Source organism: Allorhizobium paknamense (assembly GCF_030815125.1).
Classification (GTDB): Bacteria; Pseudomonadota; Alphaproteobacteria; order Rhizobiales; family Rhizobiaceae; genus Allorhizobium; species Allorhizobium paknamense.
The window spans coordinates 217,747-238,736 of sequence record NZ_JAUSWH010000007.1 but is presented as its reverse complement, the minus strand read 5'-3'; the positions used below and the strand labels follow the sequence as shown (position 1 = coordinate 238,736).

Sequence of the window (20,990 nt, the reverse complement as noted above, 5' to 3'; positions counted from 1 at the left end):
ACAAGGCCTCAGGGCCTTGCCTTGCGCTTGTTCGCGGCCATTCAATCCCATCCCGTTCAACAGAACACCCATCCTGATTGAGTTTTGACCCTAGACGGCCACAATGGCGCGCAGCATCCACAGCGCCTTTTCATGGAAGGTCAGGCGGTCGGTCAGCATGTCGGCGGTCACGACGTCACCGGCTTCGTCGGCTTTTTCCGCCGTCTCCCGCATCTGGCGCACTGCCGCTTCGTGATCGGCGATCAGATCTTCCACCATATCGACGGCGGCGCGGTGTTCGGTATCGCCCCGCTTCGGGGCGAAGGACGCCGTCTTGTCGAAATTGACCGGCGCCAGGTGGCCGAGGGCGCGAATGCGCTCGGCGATAATATCGATGGCTGCAAAGAGCGTGTTGTAGTGCTCCTCGGTCAGTTCATGGATCGGCTTGAACAGCGGTCCGACGACATTCCAGTGATAGACCTGGGTCTTGATGGTCAGCGCATAGGTGGCCGCCAGAATAGCGGACAGTTCCTGGGCCGCCTCCTGGCGGTAACCATCCTCAAGTCCAATGCCAATTTTTTCGACCCGGGCACGCGGTTTCAGTACTTCAGCAGTCTTCGCCATAACGTTCTCCTTGGGTTTGGAAAATATTTATACCAAGGCTCGAAGATGCTAACGCATCCTCGCCTTGAAAGAATTTCGAATATCTCAAATACATCAAGGGCTTGAGATATTCGAAAGGGGAATACGAACTGCCATTTTCAATGGCTCTTCGTATTGGCCATCGCGGTCGGGCGGGCCGCGCTGGCATGTCTTCATCATGCAAAAGTCGGATCAGTGTCTGCCGACGGATACCGTCAATCCCGATCCATCCGGCTGCGTGCAAACAGGAAAGTCAAAGCCCCCACCGCCAGAACACCGATGACAGGGTTGACCTTCAACATTTTCGGCAGTGAACCCATGGCACCGAGTGTTAGGGGATCGGTAGCCGCAAGAGTTGAAGCCTGAAGCACGGCGCGGCGGCGGGCCTCGCGATGGTTGATCAGCGACACGACAGCGAGCGTAATGGCGCCAATCAGAATGGCAGCCGCAGCAATGACCAGTCCGGCCCATCCGGCCCCGATGACCTCGGCCAGAAAGATCCAGGCTGCAACGATGGCCGCCACCAGTGCCACCAGAAAGCAGAATCCGGCCACCAGAGCGGCGAAAAGGTCACGCTTGACCTTTTCCACCTTCGGCCTGACGCCTTGCGCGCCTATGATCGCCAATCGGGCAAGAAGTGCAAACATGATCAGCGCCGCGAGATCAGCGCCAGCAGGAAGCCAAGGCCAGCGGCGATGGCAATCGACTGCAGGGGCTTCTGGCGGATATGATCTTCGAGGTCGCGTTCAACGGCAGCCACGGTGCCGCGCGCACTGTTGAGCGCATCGGCGGAGGCTTCGGCCACGTCGTCCTTCAACTGGCTGGCTTTGCTGGCCGCCTGGTTGAGCTTGGCGCTGCCGAGATCGGCAAGGCTCTTGGTCAGCCCGGCGATGTCACGCTTCAGCTGCTCGATCTGCGCTTCGAGTTCCAGCGATGCCGCCTTGGCCTCGGCATCGTTGAGATTGTCCGTGAAACCGGAATTATGGGGATCGACCATCAGAATCTCCTTGGAAATGGACAGGCCAAGAGCAACGCATCAGACCGCAGTGGGCAAGGTGACATGATGCCGCCAAGGCCACCGTCCTGCAGCCGGTTCGGATTGGAAACGTCGCAGGCGGTGAAGTGTTCCATCACCGCGGTCTAATCGAAGAGCTTCAGCAGCGTCTCCAACCTGTCCGCATCGCGCGGCAACTTGTCCTGACGCAGCCGCGCGATGCGCGGAAAGCGCATGGCCACACCGGATTTGTGCCGGGTGGAGCGGTTCAGCCCCTCAAAGGCCACCTCCACCACAAAGCCATGATCCGGCTCGGCACGGATCGCCCGTACCGGCCCGAAACGGTCGACCGTGTTGTTGCGCACATAGCGATCGAGAATTTCCAGCTCCTGATCGGTAAAGCCGAAATAGGCCTTGCCCACCGGCACCAGTTCCCCCTCCCCCGGCTCGCCCTTCCAGACGGCAAAGGTGAAATCCGAATAATAGCTGGAGCGTTTGCCATGGCCGCGCTGGGCATAAAGCAGCACGGCATCGACATTGAGCGGCTGTTTCTTCCACTTGTACCACGGCCCCTTGGCCCGGCCCGCCTGATAGATGCTGTCCTTACGCTTGATCATCACGCCCTCGATCACCGGATCGGGCGGGTTGTGGCGCAGCCGGTCCAGTTCGTCCCAGCTTTCGAAGGCAATCAGCGGCGAGAGATCGAAGCGCTCCGGTCGCTCGCTCTCGATGATCGTGGCAAGCCGCGCCCGGCGGTCCAGAAAGGCCTCCCCGCGCAGGTCTGTCACCCCGTCGAACAACAGGTCATAGGCGCGAATGAAGACCGGGTAATCACTCAGCATCTTGGCCGTCACGGTCTTGCGGTTCAGGCGCTGCTGCAGATCGGAAAAGGTGCGGGTCGGCTGGTTGGAGCGCGAGGTGCCACCCACCAGCAATTCACCGTCGATGACGCCTTCGAAGGCCACCGCATCGATAATGTCGGGAAAGGCGCCGGAAATATCGTCGCCGGAGCGGGAATAAAGCCGCCGCGTGCCACCATGATGGGAAAGCTGCACGCGGATCCCATCCCATTTCCATTCGGCGGCATAATCGCCGGGATCAAGCCCGTCGAGATCGCCCTCCGTGACCGGATTGGACAGCATCACGGAGTGAAAGATTGCCGGCGTTGCCAGAAGCGGCTTGTCCGCCCGGTCTTCCAGCCAGGCAAACAGGCTTTCATAGGGGGGCTCAAGCCCATGCCACAGCGTCTCGATTTCGGTGACATCCTTGCCCGCCATTTCGGCCAAAGCCTGCTTGGCCAGCCGTGCCGAAACGCCGATGCGCAAACCGCCGGTAACGAGCTTCAGAAAAGCAAACCGGCCGGACACATCGAGCTGATCCAGAAGGTCGCGCACCGCAGCCCGCACCTGCAGGCGGCTCAGCGACTGCATGCGCTCCACCACCGCGCTCAGCCGGGGTTCGGCCCGCTCCGCCGCCTCGCCGCGATCCTGGTCCCAGACCAGCGAGATGGTTTCGGCCAGATCGCCAACATAATCATAGGAGTAGCCGAACAGCACCGGGTCCATGCGCTCCAGCACCAGTTCCTTCAGCATGGCAGGCTTGACGCTTTTGAGGTCCAGCGTGCCCGCCAGCACCGCCAGCGCATAGCCGCGATCCGGGTCCGGCGTGGTGGCAAAATAATCGCTCAGCAGTTTCAGCTTGCCATTGCGGCTCGGCGTCAGCACCAGCCGGTCCAGCAGGGTGGAGAAAGCGCGCATCAGTCCCCCTCGTCCTCATAGCCGACGAGATGCAGCGGTTTTGCGGCAATGCCCTGCAATTCGCACCACCGCACCAGCGCCTCCTCCCGCCCATGCGTCACCCAGACCTGTTCGGGCGCGACATCGCGAAGGGTGTCCTGCAATTCCGGCCAGTCGCAATGGTCGGAAATCACCAGCGGCAACTCCACCCCGCGCTGTTTGGCGCGCTGGCGCACCATCATCCAGCCGGAAGCAAAAATCGCCAGCGGATCGTGAAAACGCCGCGCCCAGCGATCATTGAAGGCCGAGGGAGGCCCGAGAATGATCGCACCCTTGAAATGTTCGCCGGAGCGGCCCTCCAGTGTTGCGGGACGGAGATCGCCGAGATCGATGCCCTCGCAGACGTAGTAATCACAGAGCTTGGCCAGCGCCCCATGAATGTAGATGGGCTTGTCATAACCGCTGGCGCGGATCAGCGAAATCACCCTTTGCGCCTTGCCCAGTGCATAGGCGCCGACCAGATGGCTGCGCTCGGGAAATTGTGTCAGCGACGTGAGCAGCCTGCCGATTTCCCGCGCCGGATCGGGGTGGTGAAAGACCGGCAGGCCAAAGGTGGCTTCGGTGATGAAGACATGGCAGGGCACCGGCTCGAAGGCGGCGCAGGTCAGGTCCGGCCGCCGCTTGTAATCGCCGGAGACGACGATGCGCAGGCCCCGGTTTTCCAGCGCGATCTGCGCTGAGCCCAGAACATGGCCCGCCGGGTGAAAGCGCACACTGACACCACCGACCTCAAGGCTCTCGCCCAGTGCAACCGCCTGCTTCGATCCCGCAAAGTCTTCACCATAGCGCAGCGCCATGATGTCCAGCGTTTCCCGCGTCGCCAGCACATGCGCATGGCCAGCGCGGGCATGGTCGGAATGGCCATGGGTGATCAGCGCCCGTTCCACCGGCCGCACCGGATCGACGTAAAAATCGCCCATCGGACAGTAGAGCCCGGCAGGCCTCGGATAAAGCAGGGTTTCGGGTTTCAGCATTCTGGGAAGATAGGGCAGCACTTATCGAAAGCACAGATCCCTATCCTGTCACCGCGTCCCCAGCATGTCGCTCACCCTAAAGCCCTAGTTTTGGAGCATAATCTTGCCGATCCTCGTTTCACTCCGGTCGGATTATGCTCTAAAATCTTGCATCGGCCAGATGGGCAAGCTGCGCGCCTGCCTCATACCAGGCTTCCTTCAAGGGGCGCAGCGCCGGTTCCTGTAGATCGGTGACCGGCAGCGCCAGGTCCTCCTCGCTGATTTCGCCGAGAAGATGCGCGGCAAGCTGCTTGCCGAAGACGGTGCCCGGCGCAATACCCCGGCCATTATAACCGGAAAAACCGATGACGCCCGGTGCGAAGCGGTGAAAGCGCGGCAGGGCATTGTCGGTCATGCCGATCCAGCCATACCATTCGCTTTCGAATTCCACCTCGCCCAATTGCGGAAAAAGCTTCGCAAGGCTGCGCCGCGCCCAGTTGCGATGAATGGCCGTACCGCTATTGCGCAGCGCGCCGACGCTGCCGAAGACCAGCCGGCCCGCCTTGTCCATGCGGAAGGAAGAGAGCACATCCTTGGTATCCCAGCAGCCTTCACGGTTGGGCAGCACGGCCTTGCGCAGATTGTCGCCCAGGGGCTTGGTGGCGAAGTTGAAATAGGGAAGCCGCACCTGTTCCCGGCGCACGCTCTCCCAGGGGCCATGGCTGAAGGCATCGGTGGCAACGATCACCCGCGGCGCAGTCAGGCTCCCGCGCGCGGTGGTCAAACGCCATTGCCCGTTCTGCTCCTCGCAGCCCGTCACCGGGCTTGCGGTATGCAGCGTGGCACCTGCGGCGATGGCCGCCCGCGCCAGCCCGCGTGCATAGGCAAGCGGTTGTAATGTCCCGGCGCGCAGATCCAGCAGCGAACCGCTGTAACGGTTGGTGCCGATGCGCCGGGCGGTTTCCTCGGCATCGAGCACCTGCACCGGCGCGCCGCGCCTGGCCCATTGCGCGGCCCGCGACTCGATTTCCTTCAGCCCGACCGCGCCCACGGCGCAATGCAGCGTGCCCTGGGTTTCCAGTTCGCAGGCAATGTCATGCCTGCGGATCAGGTCCATGACCACGGCGGGACCATTGCCCAGAAGCTCAAGCAGCCGCTCTCCATGCACCGGCCCCAGCACGCCCGGCAGATCATCCGGCATCACCCACATGCCGGCATTGATCAGCCCGACATTGCGGCCCGCCCCGCCAAAGCCGATCTCCACCGCCTCCAGCAGTACGACGCGGCTGCCGGCTTCAGCCAGATGCAGGGCTGCCGAAAGCCCGGTATAGCCGCCACCGACAATGGCGACATCCGCCGTGACATCCCCGCTCAGCGGAGCGGTAGCAGGTGCTGCGGGAGCGGTTTTTTCCCAAAGACCATGGGAGCGCGGGTCGTTCAGCATGTGTGATGTCCGGTTAGAGCATGTCGCGCAAAAGTGTGCAGCGGTTTTGCGAGAACGACATGCGTTAAAACAAGAATGTAAAGCACGTTGCATGAGGCTGATAAGCCGCAACGTGCTTTAGAGCGTGAGACTGCACCGATCATTCCGGTTCTTACAGTCAAGATCATCGTAACCCGGGAAAACCTCCCGAAATACCGATATTTTCTCAAGACCTCATTCCCGGCAAGCATGACCTTATCACGCTCACATGCGCGGCCCTATGCTGTATATCGATGAGGGATCGGCAATTGATCCGGGCGAGCCTCTGTTATAGTCAGGGGCAAAGCAAATCCGGGATGGACGTGATGAAACCGATTTTCGTGCAGCTGCAATGCGTTCCAGGCAAGACCTATGAGGTGGCGGACGCCATCTACAAGGCCGAAATCGTCTCCGAGCTTTATTCCACCTCCGGCGAATACGACCTGCTGATGAAGGTCTATCTCGAGGAAGGTCAGGATATCGGCAAATTCGTCAACGAGAAGATCACCGCAATCCCCGGCATCGTCCGCTCGCTGACCACCATGACTTTTACGGCCTTCTGAGAGAGCGGAAAGCCCGCTCACCACCCTTCGCTCAGCACCCGGTCCAGCATCTGCACGAAATAGGCGGCACTCTCATAGGAGAGGCAGAGCGGCGGCTTGATCTTCAGCACGTTGAGATGGTCTCCGGTTGGCTGCATGATCACGCCGAAATCCAGCAATCTGTGGCAGATGGCGACGGTTTCCGCCGTGGCCGGCTCCAGCGTGTCCCGGTCACGCACCAGTTCCAGGCCGAGATAGAGCCCCATGCCATGCACGGCCCCGGCAAGCGGATGGATTTCGGTGAGTTCCACCAGTTTGTCGCGCAGGAAATCGCCCACATCGCGGGCATTGTCCTGCAGCGCCTCGTCACGCATGATGTCCAGCACCGTCATGCCGATGGCGCAGCTGACCGGGCTTGCCCCGGATGAAGAGAAGAAATAGCCCTCCTGCTCCAGCGCGTCGGCAATGGCGCGGGTGGTGATGACCGCCCCCAGCGGCTGGCCATTGCCCATGCCCTTGGCGATGGTGATGATATCCGGCACCACGCCCTGCTGCTCGAAGCCCCAGAAAAAGTGGCCGAGCCGGCCATAGCCCACCTGCACCTCATCGGCGATGCAAAGCCCGCCTGCGGCCCGCACCGCGTCATAGACGCGCGGCAGATATCCCTCCGGCAACAGCACGCCACCGGCATTGCCGAAAATACTTTCGGCAATGAAGGCGGCAGGCGGCGCCTGTTCGAGCGCGGCCAGCTTTTCCTCCACTGCAGCCGCATAGGCTGCCCCGGCATCCGGCCCGCGATGGCGGCCCCGGAAGGCATTGGGTGACAGCACTGGATGGACCCAGTCGGGCCGGGTTTCCAGCGCCTGCGGATTATCGGCCAGCGAGGTGGAAACGGCATCGCTGGCCACCGTCCAGCCGTGATAGGCCTCCAGCAGGCTCACCACATTGCGCCGTCCGGTGGCCGCCCAGGCCAGGCGGATGGCGAGATCCACCGCTTCCGAACCGCTATTGACCAGAAAGACCGTATCCAGTCCCTCCGGCGCCAGTGCCGCCAGCCGTTCGGAGAAATCGGCAATCGCACCGTAATGGAAGCGGGAATTGGTGTTGAGCAGCGACCATTGCCGCCAGGCGGCATTGGCGAGACGGGGGTGGCCATGGCCTACGGTTGCGACATTATTGACCATGTCCAGATAGGCGCGGCCCGTCATGTCGAAGAGATGTTCGCGAAAACCGCGTTCGATGCGCGGCGGCTCCCGGTAATAGTGTTTCTGCGGGCTGGCGAAATGCCGCTTGCGCCGGGCAAGCAGCGCGGCGGCATCCTCGGCGGCAGCATCGAGATCCACCCCGAAGAGTGCTGCCGGTGAAAGGCAGACCCGTGCCCAGGCGCTGGCATGATCGGGCCGGGCAAAGAGCGGCGGCACCAGATCGAGATCGCTGCAAAGCTGGAGTCGCAGGCCGCCGACAGCGCCTTCCGCCCCGGCAATGCGGCCAAGGTCATCGCCCGCCGCAAGCTCAGCGCCCTCTTCCAGGTCGCAATCCAGGCCATGGATATGCAAGGCGAGATCGGCGGATTGCAGAATGATATGCTGGCTGGTGCGCTTCAGCACGCAATCGAAAGGCACCACGGCGCGTGCGCCGCCGGGCAGGCAGGCATCCACATGCAGGGCAAAGCTTGCGGGCGGCTGTGGCGACAGAAGCCGCGTATAGGAAAGGCGATGTTCGCCGTAGCGGGTGGCGGCGACACCCGTCACCGTGGCGGCCTTGGCCAGAAGCTTCCAGTCGATCTGCGGATCGGCCCAGTCATCCTCGAGAAAATCCGGGCTGAGGGTGGAAAGATCGGTCAGATTGACGCTAGCCGGATCGATATCCGGCAACAGACGGCCCATGACCGGCCGCTCTTCGGGCCATTCATAGCCGGTGGCGGAGAGAATGGCGGCCTCCATGACCGAAAAGGGAATGGAAGTGGCGACAGTGAAGATTTCCCGCTCATGCTCGACATTGCCGCGAATATAGTCATTGTCGGGATCGATGGCCAGTTGCTGCTCGCTGCTGGCCACCAGCACCGCTGCCCGAGAAACGACCAGCGGCCACAACGCCTTGCGCTCGGTTTCCGTCAGCGGCTGCAGCGCGTGAAAAGCCTGTACGGCAGGCAGCACATAAAAGGGGTCGCCATCGGCATGATGCAGCAGCGCTGAACAGGTGATGGCCAGATCCGCCACCAGCCAGCTTGCGGTGAGATCGCCGAAATCGATGACCCCGACGGGCATCAACCGGCCATCCTCAGCGACCTCAGCCACGACATTATCATCCGTCAGGTCGTGATGGGTGGCCTGAACGCGCAGATCCGGAATCAGCGGTTTCAGATGGCGCATGGCGACGATCATCGCCTTGGCCACGTCATCGCGGCGCTTCTGATCGCTGACCGATGTCAGCAGATGCAGCGCCACCGGTCCCGCATGGCGCAGATCCCATTGCAGGTCCCTTTCGAGGCCCGGATGTTCAAAATCGCCAAGGGCGAGCGAAAGCCGGGCCGACAATGCCCCCAGCGCCGCCACGGTTTCGACCGGCAGATATTTCCGCCGGGTCAGCGGCTCGCCCTCCAGAAACTCCAGAAGCCGGACGTGATAGGCCGCCTCATCCAGCTGAGCCTCGACAATATCCTCGCCCGACAGCGCGGAAATCGGCAGCGGCGCCTGCGGCGCATCCGTCATCTCGGCCAGATGTTTAAGCGCCGCATTCTGCGCTTCGAGTTCGGCCAGCGCATAATCCGCGCGGCAGATTTTCAGGACAAAGCGCTTGCCCCCCGCCTCGATCAGAAAATTACGGTCCTGCTGGCTGCCCAGTTCACGCACCGTGCCGCTCAGGCCGTAATGCGTCCTGGCAATTGCGGCGGCCTGCTCAAGGCTCACCTCCGGGCGCGGCAGTTCAGTCCGCTGGAACAGAGCCGTTTCCGACATGGCTGCCTCTCCTCATGGCGCATGGCGAAGACAGGCACAGTCTCCGCTACAGGCGCATAACAAGGGAGGCTTTCGACTCAGAATTGCCGTCGCCTCCCCGAAATCAAAACAGCGGAAGCTTATCAAAGAGTCAATCGCCGTCCATCCCGGGCGTCAAGAGCGGTCGGAATCCTTGATTTTTCTGTGGATTATCGTCCAATGACCATGTCGAAAGGGCGCAAAAGGCAAAAATGCCCCCGCTCAGCCCATCCGTTCCGAAGCGTAAGACCCGGGGCTGGCCGGGAAGACCACGGTGCGGTTGCCATTGATGAAGGTGCGGTGATGGATATGCGCATGGATGGCGCGCGCCAGCACCTGCGCCTCGACATCGCGGCCGATGGAGACGTAATCCTCCGCCGATTGCGCGTGCGTAATGCGCGCCACATCCTGCTCGATGATCGGGCCTTCATCGAGATCGGCGGTGACGTAATGCGCCGTCGCACCGATCAGCTTTACGCCGCGCTCATAGGCCTGCTTGTAGGGGTTTGCCCCCTTGAAGCTTGGCAGGAAGGAGTGGTGGATATTGATGATCCGGCCCGACATCTTCTTGCACAGATCATCCGACAGCACCTGCATGTAACGTGCCAGAACAACTAGCTCCGTGCCGGTCTGCTCCACCACGTCCATCAGCTGCGCTTCCGCCTGCGGCTTGTTTTCCTTCGTCACCTTGATGTGGTGGAAGGGAATGTCGTGGTTCACCACCACCTTCTGATAGTCGAAATGGTTGGAGACGACGCCGACGATCTCGATGGGCAGCGCGCCGATCTTCCAGCGATAGAGCAGATCGTTCAGGCAGTGGCCAAAGCGCGAGACCATCAGCAGCACCTTCATGCGCTGGCTGGCATCGTGGAAGTCCACGTCCATCGCAAATTTTTTGGCAATCGGCTCGAAGCCCTTCACCAGTTCCTCGCGGACAACGCCTTCTTCCGAGATGAAGCTGACGCGCATGAAGAATTTGCCGGTGCCGAGATCGTCGAATTGCGATGAATCGACGATGTTGCAGCCCTTCTCCGTCAGATAGCCGGAAATCGCCGCCACAATGCCGCGCGTCGAAGGGCAGGTTACCGTCAAAACATAGCTCGTCATACCATTATCCTCTACGGGCCTCGCGGCTCGGCCACACCTTCGATCCGGAAACCGCCGCAGGTTTCGGATCACGATAACCCTTTGTTTTTATGCATTTCCGGACGGAAAACAGCGCCTGCACTTTTCTCGGGGCAATGCTCTATAATCGGGATAGGAATGATCCGCAAAGCGTTTCGGGCCAACCGCCCCCGATCCTTAAGGGAAATTACGGAGAGTTGCGGTTTGTCATCCGCTCTGGAGCGGCTTTTTCAAGCCGAGTTCCGCCATGACGCCGATCCAGGGCACCCCATTTACCGATGAGGACGGCATATGCATGAGGGTTTGAGAAGACAGGCGCGGGTATTATACTTTTCCTTGAAATGCACTATCTGTTGTCCAACTCCAGGACAGCGGAAAGGAAGGAACATGCCTCAGAAGCCTTGTGCCGCAGGCCTAGAGTGTTTCCAGGAAAAGTGGGACCCGGTTTTCCGTGGTTCGATGAAGCACGGAAAAACGCTCGCCCGTCGCTTTTCCTGGCTACTGGCAGCCCTTGCCGCCTGCGTCACGCCGGTTCAGGCGGCAGAGGCGTGTTTTCGCGGGGTCAATCTTTCGGGCGCAGAATTCGGCGATGTCGGCGGCAAGCCGTTCAAGGACTATGCCTATCCGAGCGAGGCGACCATCCGCTATTTCGCGGAAAAGGGATTCAACTCCGCCCGTCTGCCCTTTCGCTGGGAGCATTTGCAGCCGGAACCGGGCAAGGACCTGGCGGAGGAGGAGTTGCAGCGGCTGGACGCAACGATCAAATCCTTGAAAAGCCAGCGCATGCGGATCATTCTCGATCCGCATAATTTCGGCATCTACTATGGCAAGCAGGTCAACACCGCCGATGTACCGGTGGAGGTCTTCGCCGATTTCTGGGGAAGGCTGGCGGAGCATTATGCCAATGATCCGGCCATCGTCTTCGGCCTGATGAACGAGCCGTTCGACATGCCGGCCAGCCAATGGCTGGCAGCGGCCAATGGCGCCATTGCCGCAATCCGCGCTACCGGCGCCAAAAACCTCATCCTCGTGCCGGGCGTTTCGTGGACGGGCGCCCATAGCTGGGAAAGCGAGAGCTATGGCGGCGCCAATGGCGTGATCATGCTGGGCGTGAAAGATCCCGGCAACAATTACGCCTATGAGGTGCACCAGTATTTCGACGAGGATTTTTCCGGCACCCATGACAATTGCAGCCGCGCTGCCGATGCCGTGGCAGCCATCGACAACGTCACCCGCTGGCTGCGCAAGAACGGCAAGCGCGGCTATCTAGGCGAATTCGGCGCGCCGGGCGCACCGGCCTGCGTCGATGCCATCCGCAGCATGACGGCCGCCGTCGAGAAAAACAGCGACCGCTGGGTCGGCTGGGCCTATTGGTCCGCAGGCGACTGGTGGCCGGAAAGCGAAATGCTGAACATCCAGCCGGGCAAGAGCGGCGACCGGCCCCAGCTTGCAGGCCTGCAACCCTTCCTCAAGGACTATTCCGCCGCATCGGGAGACTGCCCCGCCCTTCGCAAGCGTTAAAATCATCTCTATCCCTGTCCGCAATTGTGACTTTCCGGTCACAATTGCGTGCACGCCCCCACAATCTCCCCATCCTGACCGGAACCGGCTGATCAAGCCTGCGTTTCACGGTCAAGGGTAAGGAGTTTGGATATGATCAGTTTCGCTGCCATCATGGTGGTGGTTGCCTGCCACCCGGAACAGTCCAGCTGCGTGAAAGAGCCGGTGGCCGTCATCAGCTATACGAATTCGGCTGAATGCCGGGCGGCACTGCCGGATCGCCTGAAGGCGCTCGAAAGCTATTCCCTGAAGATGTACGGGGACTGCGTGCCGGTGGCGCCGGACGCTATTGCCCAACCGCTGCAAAAGATCATGCCGGCGGCGCAATTGCGGGCTCTGGCCGGTGAAAGCCCGGTCAATGGCCGGGTTCGCGCCGTGGCGCTCGACCAGTTGCGGTAACCGGACAGTCGATGATTATCCAAGCCGCGCCCGGCTGCTGCGCGGCGTGGAGAGAATAAGGCTGGTCTCGCTGTTGCTGATGCCCGGCACCAGCCGCACGCGGCTCAGCACGCGGTCGAACTCCCCCAGGGAACTCACCCCGAATTCGACGATCAGATCCCAGCGGCCATTGGTGGAGTGAATGGCCGAGATTTCCGGGAAGCCGCTCAGGCTGCGCACCACCTTGTTCGTCACATGGCCTTCAATCTCGATCATCATGATGCCGCGCACCGGAAGTTCGATCGTATCGGCCTGCAGAATGACCGTGTATCCCAGGATGATGCCATCCTTTTCCAGCTTTTCCAGCCGCGCCCGAACCGTGGCGCGCGAGGCCCCCACTTCTGCCGCCAGATCGGAAATGCTGCGCCGTCCATTGTGGCGCAGCAGCGTGATGAGGTGTTCGTCGAGAGCGTCCATCTGCCATAATGCTCAAAGCTATTTGCCAGAATGATAAGCCAATTTGCCATTTCTGCCAATATGCCCTGTTCAAACCGCCAGCTTTGCCTGCTCAAATGGATAAATAAAGGAGAGTTCGATGGATGTGACACTCGTGGGCGTTCCCATTCAGACCGGTGCTGGCCGCCTCGGCTGCGAAATGGGGCCGAGTGCGCTGCGCATTGCAGGCCTGCCAGATGCCCTTCGCGACCTCGGCCACCGCGTGACAGATCTCGGCAACGTCGCACCCCGCCCCTTCGCAGACATGCCGCATCCCAATGCCGCCGTCCATCATCTGGCCGAAACCGCCGCCTGGATCGAAACGCTTTCGGAGATCGCCTACCGGGAAAGCGCCAGCGCCATGCCAATCTTTCTTGGCGGCGATCATGCGCTGTCCGCCGGAACGGTTGCCGGCATGGCGCGCCGCGCCCAGGAGAAGGGAAAGCCGCTTTTCGTATTGTGGCTGGATGCGCATACGGATTTTCACACGCTGGAGAGCACCGTCAGCGGCAATCTGCATGGCACGCCGGTTGCCTATTTCACCGGCAGGCCCGGCTTTGACGGCTATTATCCGCCGCTCCTCGCCTCTGTAGACCCCACGCGGGTGACGATGATCGGCATTCGCAGCGTAGACCCGGCGGAGCGGCAGGCGCTGAAGGGCAGCGGTGTCACCGTGCACGATATGCGGATGATCGATGAACATGGCGTTGCCGTGCTGCTGCGCGATTTCCTCTCCCGGGTGGAAGCCGCCAACGGGCTTTTGCATGTCAGCCTGGACGTGGATTTTCTCGATCCCGGCATTGCGCCTGCCGTTGGCACCACGGTGCCGGGCGGGGCGACATTCCGCGAGGCGCATCTGGTGATGGAAATGCTGCATGACAGCGGCTTCGTCACCAGTCTCGACCTCGTGGAGCTCAATCCTTTCCTCGATGAACGCGGCCGAACCGCCACGCTGATGGCGGATCTGGCGGCCAGCCTGATGGGACGGCAGGTGATGGACCGGCCCACCCAGGATTTTAGCGGGAGCTTTCGATGACCACAGCCACCACCCTTGCGACACCGGCCATGACCCCTTTGCCAAAGCTGAATGTCGTGCCCTTCGTCAGTGTCGACGACATGATGAAACTGGTGCTGAGGGTGGGTGTAGAGCGGTTCCTCACCGAGCTTGCCGCGGTGATCGAAGAGGATTTCCGCCGCTGGGAGATGTTCGAGAAATGCCCCCGCATTCCCTCCCATTCCGAGGAGGGTGTGATCGAACTGATGCCCACCAGCGACGGCACGCTTTACGGCTTCAAATATGTCAACGGCCACCCCAAGAACATGCGGGAAGGCCGCCAGACCGTCACCGCCTTCGGCGTGCTGGCCGATGTCGGCAATGGTTATCCGATGCTGCTGTCGGAAATGACCATTCTGACGGCGCTGCGCACGGCGGCCACCTCGGCGCTGGTGGCAAAATACTTGGCGCGGCCCGATGCCCGGACCATGGCCATCATCGGCAATGGCGCACAATCGGAATTCCAGGCCATTGCCTTCAAGGCGATCTGCGGCATCGACCGGCTGCGCCTCTTCGACATCGACCGTGACGCCAGCGAAAAATGCCGCCGCAATCTCAAGGGCCATGGCTTCGAGATCACCATCTGCGCCTCGGCTGAGGAGGCGGTGGAAGGCGCCGATATCATCACCACCGTCACCGCCGACAAGCAATGCGCCACCATTCTCACCGACAACATGGTCGGTCCCGGCGTGCACATCAATGCCGTGGGCGGTGACTGTCCGGGCAAGACGGAACTGCATCGGGACATTCTGCAACGGTCCGATGTTTTCGTGGAATATCCGCCGCAGACGCGCATCGAAGGCGAAATCCAGCAAATGCCGGCGGATTTTCCGGTGCGGGAGGTCTGGCAGGTGATGGCAGGCCGTGCGCCCGGTCGTCGCAGCCCCGGCGATATCACCCTTTTCGATTCCGTCGGCTTTGCCATCGAGGACTTTTCGGCGCTGCGCTATGTGCGGGACAAGCTTGCCGAAACCGGCCTCTTTACCGAACTGGACCTGCTGGCCGACCCGGACGAGCCGCGCGATCTCTATGGCATGCTGCTCCGCTGCAAGGCGAAATTATAAGGACAAGACACGTTTTTGCTGTAAAATGCAGTTAAAATAAAATTTATCATGCCCGCTCTGGATCAAAAGGGCGGGCATTGCCATTTGAGAAAGCAAACAGGAAAGGATTAACGATGGACGTCATCCGCATTTTGTTTGCCATTATCCTGCCGCCGGTCGGCGTTTTTCTTCAGGTGGGACTTGGCCTGCACTTCTGGCTGAATATCCTTCTGACGCTCTGCGGTTATATTCCCGGCATTATCCACGCAATCTGGGTGATCCTCAGGAAGTAGGGATCAATCCAGTGTCAACGGTATACTGCCGCCCAACAATCTGACATACTAGCAGATATGTTTTGGGAGGAACGATATGCGGACGTTTGACAATGCACGGCCGGTGCGGATTGCGTATGTGGGCGGCGGCTCGCTGAACTGGGCGACGAAGCTGATGGGCGATCTGGCCCATGACGGCACGCTGACAGCGGAGGTGGCGCTTTACGATATCGACCATGCCGCCGCCGAACGGAACGCCCGCATCGGACAACGCTATTCGGCGGCAGCGCCCAGCGCCAAGGTCACCTACACAGCGGAAAAAACGCTGGCCGCCGCCCTGACCGGGGCGGATTTCGTGGTGATCTCCATCCTGCCCGGCACCTTCGCCGAAATGGCAAGCGACATCGCCATTCCGGAGCGCTATGGCATCGTCCAGTCCGTTGGCGATACCGTCGGGCCGGGTGGCTTCATCCGAGCTTTGCGCGCCATTCCGGCCATTTACGAGATCGGGCTTGCCATTGGCGAACATTGCCCGAAAGCCTATGTGGTGAACCTCACCAATCCCATGTCGGTGCTGACGGGTGCGCTGTTTCGCGCTTTCCCGGACATCCGTGCCTGGGGCGCCTGCCATGAAGTGATCAAGACGCGGCGCACGCTGGCCTTTCTGGCCAACCAGAAGCGGGGCGAAATCCACTATCGCATGGCCGATGCCAAGGTCAACGTGCTGGGCATCAACCACTTCACCTGGGTCAATGCCATGAGCGTCGATGGCGTGGACATGATGGCCGATTATCTGGCCTTTGCCGAGCAGCATCGTGACAGCGGCTGGCGCGAGCGGCCTATCGACATGAATGATGAGCATGAGCGCTATTTCGAAGACATGAGCAAGGTGAAGTTCGACCTCACCTGCCGTTTCGGCATTGCCGCCGCCGCAGGCGACCGGCACCTTGCCGAATTCGTGCCGCAGAGCTGGTATCTCGACCGGCACCGGGACTTCGCCTTCGGCCTGACGCCGGTGGAGTACCGTATTCGCGAGCGCAGCCAGAAGGTGGCGGCGGCAGAAGCCTTGGATTCGGGCGCGCCCCTGCCTCCACCCGCCCCTTCCGAGGAAGCTATTGTTGAGCAATTGCGCGCGCTGCTGGGTGGCGAGGAACATGTCAGCAATGTCAACCTGCCCAATCGCGGCCAGGTGGCGGGTCTGCCGGAAGGCGTGATCGTTGAAACCAATGCCCGTTTCAGCGGCCTCGGCATCCAGCCGGTTTTCGCGGGCCGCCTGCCGCCTGCCGTCGAAACGCTGGTTCTGCCGCACGCGCTGCGCCAGACGGCACTGCTGGACGCGGTTCTGAACCGCAACGCCGATGCGCTGCTGCCGCTTTTTCTCTCGGACCCGCTGGTGCAGCCCATCGGTCTTGCCAGGGCGGAGCAGATGTTCGGCGAGATGATTGCCGCCACACGCCATTGCCTGCCGCAGGAACTGGCCTGCTACTGCATAATTCCTTAAATCGGAAGCGATCTAAGGATAAAATTATGCAGCAGATATAAAGCACACAGCGAATCTTCGTGCGCCATATATGGCGCACGGCGCTGTAGGGTGTGTGGACATTCGGCTTTGGGCGTGGCGAAAACGGTGATTTTCGAGACCCGGAGCGGAGTGTACTTGAGTACATGAGCCTAGGTAAGCGCAGGAAATTGCCGTTTGCAGCCCGCTCAAGGGCGAATGTCCACACACCCTAGGGTCAAAACTCAATCAGGATGGGTGTTCTGTTGAACGGGATGGGATTGGATGGCCGCGAACAAGCGCAAGGCAAGGCCCTGAGGCCTTGTCGAGCATTGTTCGCAATCAGGCTGCCCATCCCGCTCAACCCTTCGGGCAAGGCGTATTTTGCGCCTGCGGGCGTCGGAAAGGTTTGAAAATGATCGGCATTTCCTGCACCCTTCCTCCTACTCAGACACAAAATACGCCTTGCAGAACACCCATCCTGATTGAGTTTTGACCCTAGAGCGGCCTGACATCAGCAGGCTTCCTGCCGGTCTAACCCAAAAGGCTGAGATCAGCCCTTCGACTGGAAGAGGAAGGGAAGGCTCATCGTTTTGTTGACGCCGGGCGGCGGCGCCGGCACCGGAGAGGCCTTGCGGATGGAGTCGAGCACCGCATTGTCCAGCGCCGGAAACCCCGAAGAGCGGCTGATCGATGCGGCGATGACATTGCCTTCGTCATCGATCTGCATCCGCACATAGACCGTTCCCTGCTCGCCCCGCGCCTCTGATTCCCGCGGATAGCGCTTGCGCCGCTCCAGATAGGCCATCAGCCGCGCCTGCCATTTTGCCGGGGTCTGGGCGGAAGAAAACAGTCCGGAACTGGTTTTCGGTGCTGCCGTGCGCTCTGAAGGGGCCGTCTCGGCCTTTGCCTCGACCTGCTCTTTCTGCGCCTGCGGCTGCGGGGCGGCCTTGGGTTTGGGCTTGCGGGCGGGTGTGGCCTCCTCCACCGGCTTCGGCTTCTCCGGCAAGGGCCGTGTCAGGGGCAGCGGCACCTCGACATTGTCGAGCGCAGTCGTCACCTCCTGCTCCTCCTTCGGAGGTTCGGGGGCCGGTTGCGGCGTGACCTCTGCCTGTTCGGGTGGCGCCGGTTCCGGTTCCGGTTGCGGCTCGGGTTCCGGCTGGACCACCGGCTCGGGGGGTGGTGGGTCCGGCTGCGGTTGCGGCGGCGGCTCTACCGGCTCGGGCGTCGGCTCCGCCTGGGCGGTCTTGACCTCTTCGACCGTCTTCTGGTCCGGCGACACCTGATTATCATCCGTAGTGACGGCTTCCGGCTCGGGCGCCATCTCGATCATGATGGCGGCGGGTGGCTGGTTATCCCCCACCTCCACCGGCGCCTCGCGCAGCATCAGCGCCGCCGCTCCGGCATGAACGCCGAGCGCCGCAAGCCCGGCAACGAACCAGATCAGCCCGTTGACCAGGGACGGACGGCCCGTCGGATGATCAATGCCGCTCATTGCCCGTTTATATCCTCTGTGACAGGGGCCACGCCCGGCTGCGGCAGCGTTTCAAGCCCCACCAGCGCGATTTTCAGATAGCCGGCATCCCGCAAAAGGTTCATCACGCCCATGAAATCGCCATAGCCTACCGCCTTGTCGGCCCGCAGGAAGATCCGCGTTTCCTTGTCGCCGCCGGAGATTTTCGCAAGCGCTGCGGCCAAGTGTTCACGCGGCACCGTCTCATTGCCGAGCGACAGGCTCAGATCCTGCTTCAGCGTCAGATAGACCGGCTCATCCGGGCGCTTGGAGGGCGCTGCGCTGGAGGCTGGGAGGTCGACATTGACATCGACCGTCGCCAGCGGCGCAGCGACCATGAAAATGATCAGCAGCACCAGCATGACATCGATGAAGGGCGTGACGTTGATCTCGTGGTTTTCCACGAGATCGTCACCATGATCGCGAATACCGCCAGCCATGGACCTACTCCGTCACCACTTTCAGCCGGGCGGCCTTTACTTCGGCGGGCAGCTTGCGAAAGTCGAGATCGCGGCTGACCAGCCTTTCGATGACGGCGGCGGCATCCACCAGTTGCTGGCGATAGCCGGTCACGGCGCGGGCGAAGATGTTATAGACCACGACGGCCGGAATGGCCGCGACCAGACCGATGGCCGTGGCCAGCAGCGCCTCGGCAATGCCCGGCGCGACGACGGCGAGATTGGTGGTCTGCGCCTGCGAAATGCCGATAAAGGAGTTCATGATGCCCCAGACCGTGCCGAACAGGCCGACAAAGGGGCCAATGGAGCCGATGGTCGCCAGCATGCCCGTGCCGCCGGTCATCGCCCGGCCCGCCCGCACTTCAAGGCGCGTCAGCGCCGAGGTGACACGTTCCTTGACACCTTCATTGCCTGCGTGATCGAGCGCCGGTTCCGAAAGCTTCACCTCTTCGGCTGCCGCCCGCACCATGGCAGACACCGTGCCGCGACGCCCGCCGAGAACCGCAACGGCCTCCGCCAGCGAACGCGCCTGCGTCAGCGCCTTCAGACCACGGCGAAGCCCGGCCTTGGCCGTGGACAGTTGCAGGGTCTTGGCAATCAGAATGGTCCAGGTGGCAAGCGAGGCAAGAGCCAGCGCTGTCATCACCGATTTCACCACCCAATCCGCCGCCATGAACATGCCGACGGGCGAGAGGTCATGAGGAATATCCGCCCTTGCCGCCCCGGCTTGAGCGGCGGCAAGCTCGGGCGCATGGATCTGCGGAGCAGGCTGAGAAGGAACCGGAGCGACCGGCTGTGGCGCGGCTTGGCCGGAGTGGGGCTCTGTCGCCTCCACCTGCGGCGGCACGGCCTGAGGTGCCGTTGAATCCTGGGCCTTGGCCCCGGAAAGGGGCAGGACGGCTGCCAGCAACACGGCAAAACCTGCGGCAATGAATGGTTTCCGGCGACGGTGGACCATGACGATACCCTTCCGATGTCTGACGCCTCGTTTCCGCCTGCACGCGGAGACTGTTATCCACCCGATATAAAACATGATTGGATTTTTCAAGTAATATTCGATGGAAAAGCCGCATCCTGCTGGAGGACCCTGATGTCTCACCTCGGTGAACATGGCGAAAAGGCCAGTCTTACCGGGCGGCTCAAGCCATGGAACATTGGCTACTGGCCCGCGTTAACGCGTTGATCGCAATTAAAAAGGAGGCTGGCAAATGCTGCATTGGATCCTGATTTTTCTTTTGATCGCCGCCGTGGCGAGCCTTTTGGGCTTTCGCGGTGTTGCGGGCGCGTCCTTCGGCATCGCACGCATCCTGATCCTCATCGTGCTGGTGCTGGTTATCATCGCACTGGTCACGGGCGTGATCGTCGTGGCGTGACACGTATGAGAATGAAGAAAAATGGCCGGTTTCGAACCGGCCATTTGCATTTGCACCCTATGTTTTTTTCATGCGTGCAGGAATTTCACAGAAATGGCCGCCGCCTTTGGTCGTTTGGCGTCCATTTGGCAAGCCGCTGCAAGGCGTCCGGGTCCAGCACCTCGCAGCCGCGATCCAGCCAGCGCAGCGCGCCGGACAGTGCCAGTTTGCGCAGCGTCTTGTTGGTGTGGACAATGGAAAGCCCCAGGGTGTCGGCCACATGCGCCTGGGTCAGCGGCATCAGCGTGCGCTCGGAGGTCAGCACGCCGCTTGCCCGCCCGCGATGGTGCAGGAAGGCCAGAAGATAGGCGGCACGCTCGATTGCGGTGCGCTGGCCGACACTCAAGAGATGCTCGTCGAGAATGCTTTCCTCCTGCGCGGCGATCCACGTCAGGTCGTAGCCGAGCCCAGGATGTTTCTCGAAGAGCGAATAAAGCGGCTTGCGCTCGAAAACGCAGAGCCGCATTTCCGTCAGCGCTTCGACGGAATGGTTCATTTCCTCGAAAATCGCGCCCTGTAGGCCAATCATGTCACCCGGCAGGATATAGTTGAGAATCTGCCGGCGCCCGTCGGACAGCGTCTTGTAGCGGAAGCCCCAGCCTGACAGCGCCGTATAAAGATGCGCATTCTGGTTGCCCTCATGAAAGATCGCCGAACCGGCCCCGGCATGCAGTTCGCCGCTGCGAAAATGCCGGGTAAACTCCAGCTCCTCCGGCGAAAAATCGCGATAAGCAGGATTGCTGCGCAGCGGGCAGACCAGACAGGCCGTGTGCACGCCCAGACGAAGGCGGTCTTCTTCCATTGGCTCACCCTCTTCCCACCTTCCCGTTTCAGGAAAA

Annotated in this window: 21 protein-coding genes; 8 read left to right on the top strand and 13 right to left on the bottom strand. The window is 61.3% G+C overall.

Annotated features, from left to right (window positions below):
- Nucleotides 1–90: 90 nt before the first annotated feature.
- From QO005_RS13175 to QO005_RS13150, 6 genes are all read right to left on the bottom strand, one after another.
- Nucleotides 91–603, bottom strand: a complete 513-nt coding sequence (locus QO005_RS13175; RefSeq protein ID WP_307158496.1) for a Dps family protein — start codon at nucleotides 601–603, stop codon at nucleotides 91–93.
- A 233-nt stretch (nucleotides 604–836) separates the two neighbouring features.
- The gene (locus tag QO005_RS13170) at nucleotides 837–1,268 is read right to left on the bottom strand and encodes a hypothetical protein (RefSeq protein WP_307158495.1); all 432 of its coding nucleotides are present in this window, start codon (nucleotides 1,266–1,268) and stop codon (nucleotides 837–839) included.
- Nucleotides 1,269–1,270: 2 nt separating this feature from the next.
- A complete protein-coding gene (locus tag QO005_RS13165; RefSeq protein WP_307158494.1) occupies nucleotides 1,271–1,618 on the bottom strand; it encodes an ElaB/YgaM/YqjD family protein in 348 nt (115 codons plus the stop codon).
- Nucleotides 1,619–1,761: 143 nt separating this feature from the next.
- Nucleotides 1,762–3,372 carry a cisplatin damage response ATP-dependent DNA ligase gene (locus QO005_RS13160; RefSeq protein ID WP_307158493.1) on the bottom strand — a complete coding sequence of 537 codons (1,611 nt, stop codon included), beginning with the start codon at nucleotides 3,370–3,372 and terminating at the stop codon, nucleotides 1,762–1,764.
- On the bottom strand, nucleotides 3,372–4,382 hold the full coding sequence (locus QO005_RS13155; protein ID WP_307158513.1) for a ligase-associated DNA damage response exonuclease: 1,011 nt from the start codon (nucleotides 4,380–4,382) through the stop codon (nucleotides 3,372–3,374). Before QO005_RS13155 ends, QO005_RS13160 begins: the two co-directional genes overlap by 1 nt.
- Before the next feature lie 142 nt (nucleotides 4,383–4,524).
- Nucleotides 4,525–5,808 carry an NAD(P)/FAD-dependent oxidoreductase gene (locus QO005_RS13150; RefSeq protein ID WP_307158492.1) on the bottom strand — a complete coding sequence of 428 codons (1,284 nt, stop codon included), beginning with the start codon at nucleotides 5,806–5,808 and terminating at the stop codon, nucleotides 4,525–4,527.
- A 344-nt stretch (nucleotides 5,809–6,152) separates the two neighbouring features.
- Here QO005_RS13150 and QO005_RS13145 point away from each other — a divergent pair, with 344 nt between their 5' ends.
- Entirely contained in the window at nucleotides 6,153–6,389 is a 237-nt protein-coding gene (locus tag QO005_RS13145; protein WP_307158491.1) for an Lrp/AsnC ligand binding domain-containing protein, read from the top strand.
- A 17-nt stretch (nucleotides 6,390–6,406) separates the two neighbouring features.
- Here QO005_RS13145 and QO005_RS13140 read toward each other — a convergent pair whose 3' ends face one another.
- Complete coding sequence (locus QO005_RS13140; RefSeq protein WP_307158490.1) at nucleotides 6,407–9,325, bottom strand: aminotransferase; 2,919 nt, start codon at nucleotides 9,323–9,325, stop codon at nucleotides 6,407–6,409.
- 240 nt (nucleotides 9,326–9,565) lie between these two features.
- Entirely contained in the window at nucleotides 9,566–10,450 is an 885-nt protein-coding gene (gene purU / locus QO005_RS13135; RefSeq protein WP_307158489.1) for a formyltetrahydrofolate deformylase, read from the bottom strand.
- A gap of 477 nt (nucleotides 10,451–10,927) precedes the next feature.
- Between purU and QO005_RS13130 the strand changes: the two genes are divergently transcribed.
- A complete protein-coding gene (locus QO005_RS13130; RefSeq protein ID WP_370878067.1) occupies nucleotides 10,928–11,989 on the top strand; it encodes a glycoside hydrolase family 5 protein in 1,062 nt (353 codons plus the stop codon).
- Nucleotides 11,990–12,121: 132 nt separating this feature from the next.
- A complete protein-coding gene (locus QO005_RS13125; protein ID WP_307158487.1) occupies nucleotides 12,122–12,427 on the top strand; it encodes a hypothetical protein in 306 nt (101 codons plus the stop codon).
- A 15-nt stretch (nucleotides 12,428–12,442) separates the two neighbouring features.
- Here the strand turns inward: QO005_RS13125 and QO005_RS13120 are convergent, their stop codons facing one another.
- On the bottom strand, nucleotides 12,443–12,883 hold the full coding sequence (locus QO005_RS13120) for an Lrp/AsnC family transcriptional regulator (RefSeq protein ID WP_307158486.1): 441 nt from the start codon (nucleotides 12,881–12,883) through the stop codon (nucleotides 12,443–12,445).
- A gap of 118 nt (nucleotides 12,884–13,001) precedes the next feature.
- On the opposite strand from QO005_RS13120, the gene rocF reads away from it, so the two are divergent.
- The 4 genes from rocF to QO005_RS13100 all read left to right on the top strand — a co-directional run bounded on the left by rocF (nucleotide 13,002) and on the right by QO005_RS13100 (nucleotide 16,771).
- Complete coding sequence (rocF, locus tag QO005_RS13115; protein ID WP_307158485.1) at nucleotides 13,002–13,937, top strand: arginase; 936 nt, start codon at nucleotides 13,002–13,004, stop codon at nucleotides 13,935–13,937.
- Between the two features lie 29 nt (nucleotides 13,938–13,966).
- Nucleotides 13,967–15,019: an ornithine cyclodeaminase gene (ocd, locus tag QO005_RS13110; protein ID WP_307158512.1), complete on the top strand. Its 1,053-nt coding sequence runs from the start codon at nucleotides 13,967–13,969 to the stop codon at nucleotides 15,017–15,019.
- 113 nt (nucleotides 15,020–15,132) lie between these two features.
- Nucleotides 15,133–15,291 carry a YqaE/Pmp3 family membrane protein gene (locus QO005_RS13105; RefSeq protein ID WP_307158484.1) on the top strand — a complete coding sequence of 53 codons (159 nt, stop codon included), beginning with the start codon at nucleotides 15,133–15,135 and terminating at the stop codon, nucleotides 15,289–15,291.
- Between the two features lie 76 nt (nucleotides 15,292–15,367).
- Nucleotides 15,368–16,771, top strand: a complete 1,404-nt coding sequence (locus tag QO005_RS13100) for a family 4 glycosyl hydrolase (protein WP_307158483.1) — start codon at nucleotides 15,368–15,370, stop codon at nucleotides 16,769–16,771.
- Nucleotides 16,772–17,321: 550 nt separating this feature from the next.
- Here QO005_RS13100 and QO005_RS13095 read toward each other — a convergent pair.
- Genes QO005_RS13095 through exbB form a run of 3 tightly spaced genes read right to left on the bottom strand, consistent with a single transcriptional unit; the run spans nucleotide 17,322 to nucleotide 19,697 of the window.
- A complete protein-coding gene (locus QO005_RS13095; protein ID WP_307158482.1) occupies nucleotides 17,322–18,263 on the bottom strand; it encodes a TonB family protein in 942 nt (313 codons plus the stop codon).
- A complete protein-coding gene (gene exbD, locus QO005_RS13090; RefSeq protein WP_307158481.1) occupies nucleotides 18,260–18,721 on the bottom strand; it encodes a TonB system transport protein ExbD in 462 nt (153 codons plus the stop codon). The genes QO005_RS13095 and exbD overlap by 4 nt, the downstream gene beginning before the upstream one ends.
- A gap of 4 nt (nucleotides 18,722–18,725) precedes the next feature.
- Nucleotides 18,726–19,697: a tonB-system energizer ExbB gene (exbB, locus tag QO005_RS13085; RefSeq protein WP_307158480.1), complete on the bottom strand. Its 972-nt coding sequence runs from the start codon at nucleotides 19,695–19,697 to the stop codon at nucleotides 18,726–18,728.
- 250 nt (nucleotides 19,698–19,947) lie between these two features.
- Between exbB and QO005_RS13080 the strand changes: the two genes are divergently transcribed.
- Nucleotides 19,948–20,112 (top strand): DUF1328 domain-containing protein, encoded by a 165-nt coding sequence (locus QO005_RS13080; RefSeq protein ID WP_307158479.1) that lies wholly within the window; start codon nucleotides 19,948–19,950, stop codon nucleotides 20,110–20,112.
- Between the two features lie 85 nt (nucleotides 20,113–20,197).
- Here QO005_RS13080 and QO005_RS13075 read toward each other — a convergent pair whose 3' ends face one another.
- Nucleotides 20,198–20,953, bottom strand: coding sequence for a Crp/Fnr family transcriptional regulator (locus tag QO005_RS13075; protein ID WP_307158478.1), 756 nt, complete (start codon nucleotides 20,951–20,953; stop codon nucleotides 20,198–20,200).
- Between the last annotated feature and the right edge of the window lie 37 nt (nucleotides 20,954–20,990).

Bases quoted from the DNA above. Each gene is read 5' to 3' on its own strand.
- QO005_RS13175 (WP_307158496.1), bottom strand. From the start codon at position 603: ATGGCGAAGACTGCTGAAGTACTGAAACCGCGTGCCCGGGTCGAAAAA.
- QO005_RS13170 (WP_307158495.1), bottom strand. From the start codon at position 1,268: ATGTTTGCACTTCTTGCCCGATTGGCGATCATAGGCGCGCAAGGCGTC.
- QO005_RS13165 (WP_307158494.1), bottom strand. From the start codon at position 1,618: ATGGTCGATCCCCATAATTCCGGTTTCACGGACAATCTCAACGATGCC.
- QO005_RS13160 (WP_307158493.1), bottom strand. From the start codon at position 3,372: ATGCGCGCTTTCTCCACCCTGCTGGACCGGCTGGTGCTGACGCCGAGC.
- QO005_RS13150 (WP_307158492.1), bottom strand. From the start codon at position 5,808: ATGCTGAACGACCCGCGCTCCCATGGTCTTTGGGAAAAAACCGCTCCC.
- QO005_RS13145 (WP_307158491.1), top strand. From the start codon at position 6,153: ATGAAACCGATTTTCGTGCAGCTGCAATGCGTTCCAGGCAAGACCTAT.
- QO005_RS13140 (WP_307158490.1), bottom strand. From the start codon at position 9,325: ATGTCGGAAACGGCTCTGTTCCAGCGGACTGAACTGCCGCGCCCGGAG.
- purU (WP_307158489.1), bottom strand. From the start codon at position 10,450: ATGACGAGCTATGTTTTGACGGTAACCTGCCCTTCGACGCGCGGCATT.
- QO005_RS13130 (WP_370878067.1), top strand. From the start codon at position 10,928: ATGAAGCACGGAAAAACGCTCGCCCGTCGCTTTTCCTGGCTACTGGCA.
- QO005_RS13125 (WP_307158487.1), top strand. From the start codon at position 12,122: ATGATCAGTTTCGCTGCCATCATGGTGGTGGTTGCCTGCCACCCGGAA.
- QO005_RS13120 (WP_307158486.1), bottom strand. From the start codon at position 12,883: ATGGACGCTCTCGACGAACACCTCATCACGCTGCTGCGCCACAATGGA.
- rocF (WP_307158485.1), top strand. From the start codon at position 13,002: ATGGATGTGACACTCGTGGGCGTTCCCATTCAGACCGGTGCTGGCCGC.
- ocd (WP_307158512.1), top strand. From the start codon at position 13,967: ATGACCCCTTTGCCAAAGCTGAATGTCGTGCCCTTCGTCAGTGTCGAC.
- QO005_RS13105 (WP_307158484.1), top strand. From the start codon at position 15,133: ATGGACGTCATCCGCATTTTGTTTGCCATTATCCTGCCGCCGGTCGGC.
- QO005_RS13100 (WP_307158483.1), top strand. From the start codon at position 15,368: ATGCGGACGTTTGACAATGCACGGCCGGTGCGGATTGCGTATGTGGGC.
- QO005_RS13095 (WP_307158482.1), bottom strand. From the start codon at position 18,263: ATGAGCGGCATTGATCATCCGACGGGCCGTCCGTCCCTGGTCAACGGG.
- exbD (WP_307158481.1), bottom strand. From the start codon at position 18,721: ATGGCTGGCGGTATTCGCGATCATGGTGACGATCTCGTGGAAAACCAC.
- exbB (WP_307158480.1), bottom strand. From the start codon at position 19,697: ATGGTCCACCGTCGCCGGAAACCATTCATTGCCGCAGGTTTTGCCGTG.
- QO005_RS13080 (WP_307158479.1), top strand. From the start codon at position 19,948: ATGCTGCATTGGATCCTGATTTTTCTTTTGATCGCCGCCGTGGCGAGC.
- QO005_RS13075 (WP_307158478.1), bottom strand. From the start codon at position 20,953: ATGGAAGAAGACCGCCTTCGTCTGGGCGTGCACACGGCCTGTCTGGTC.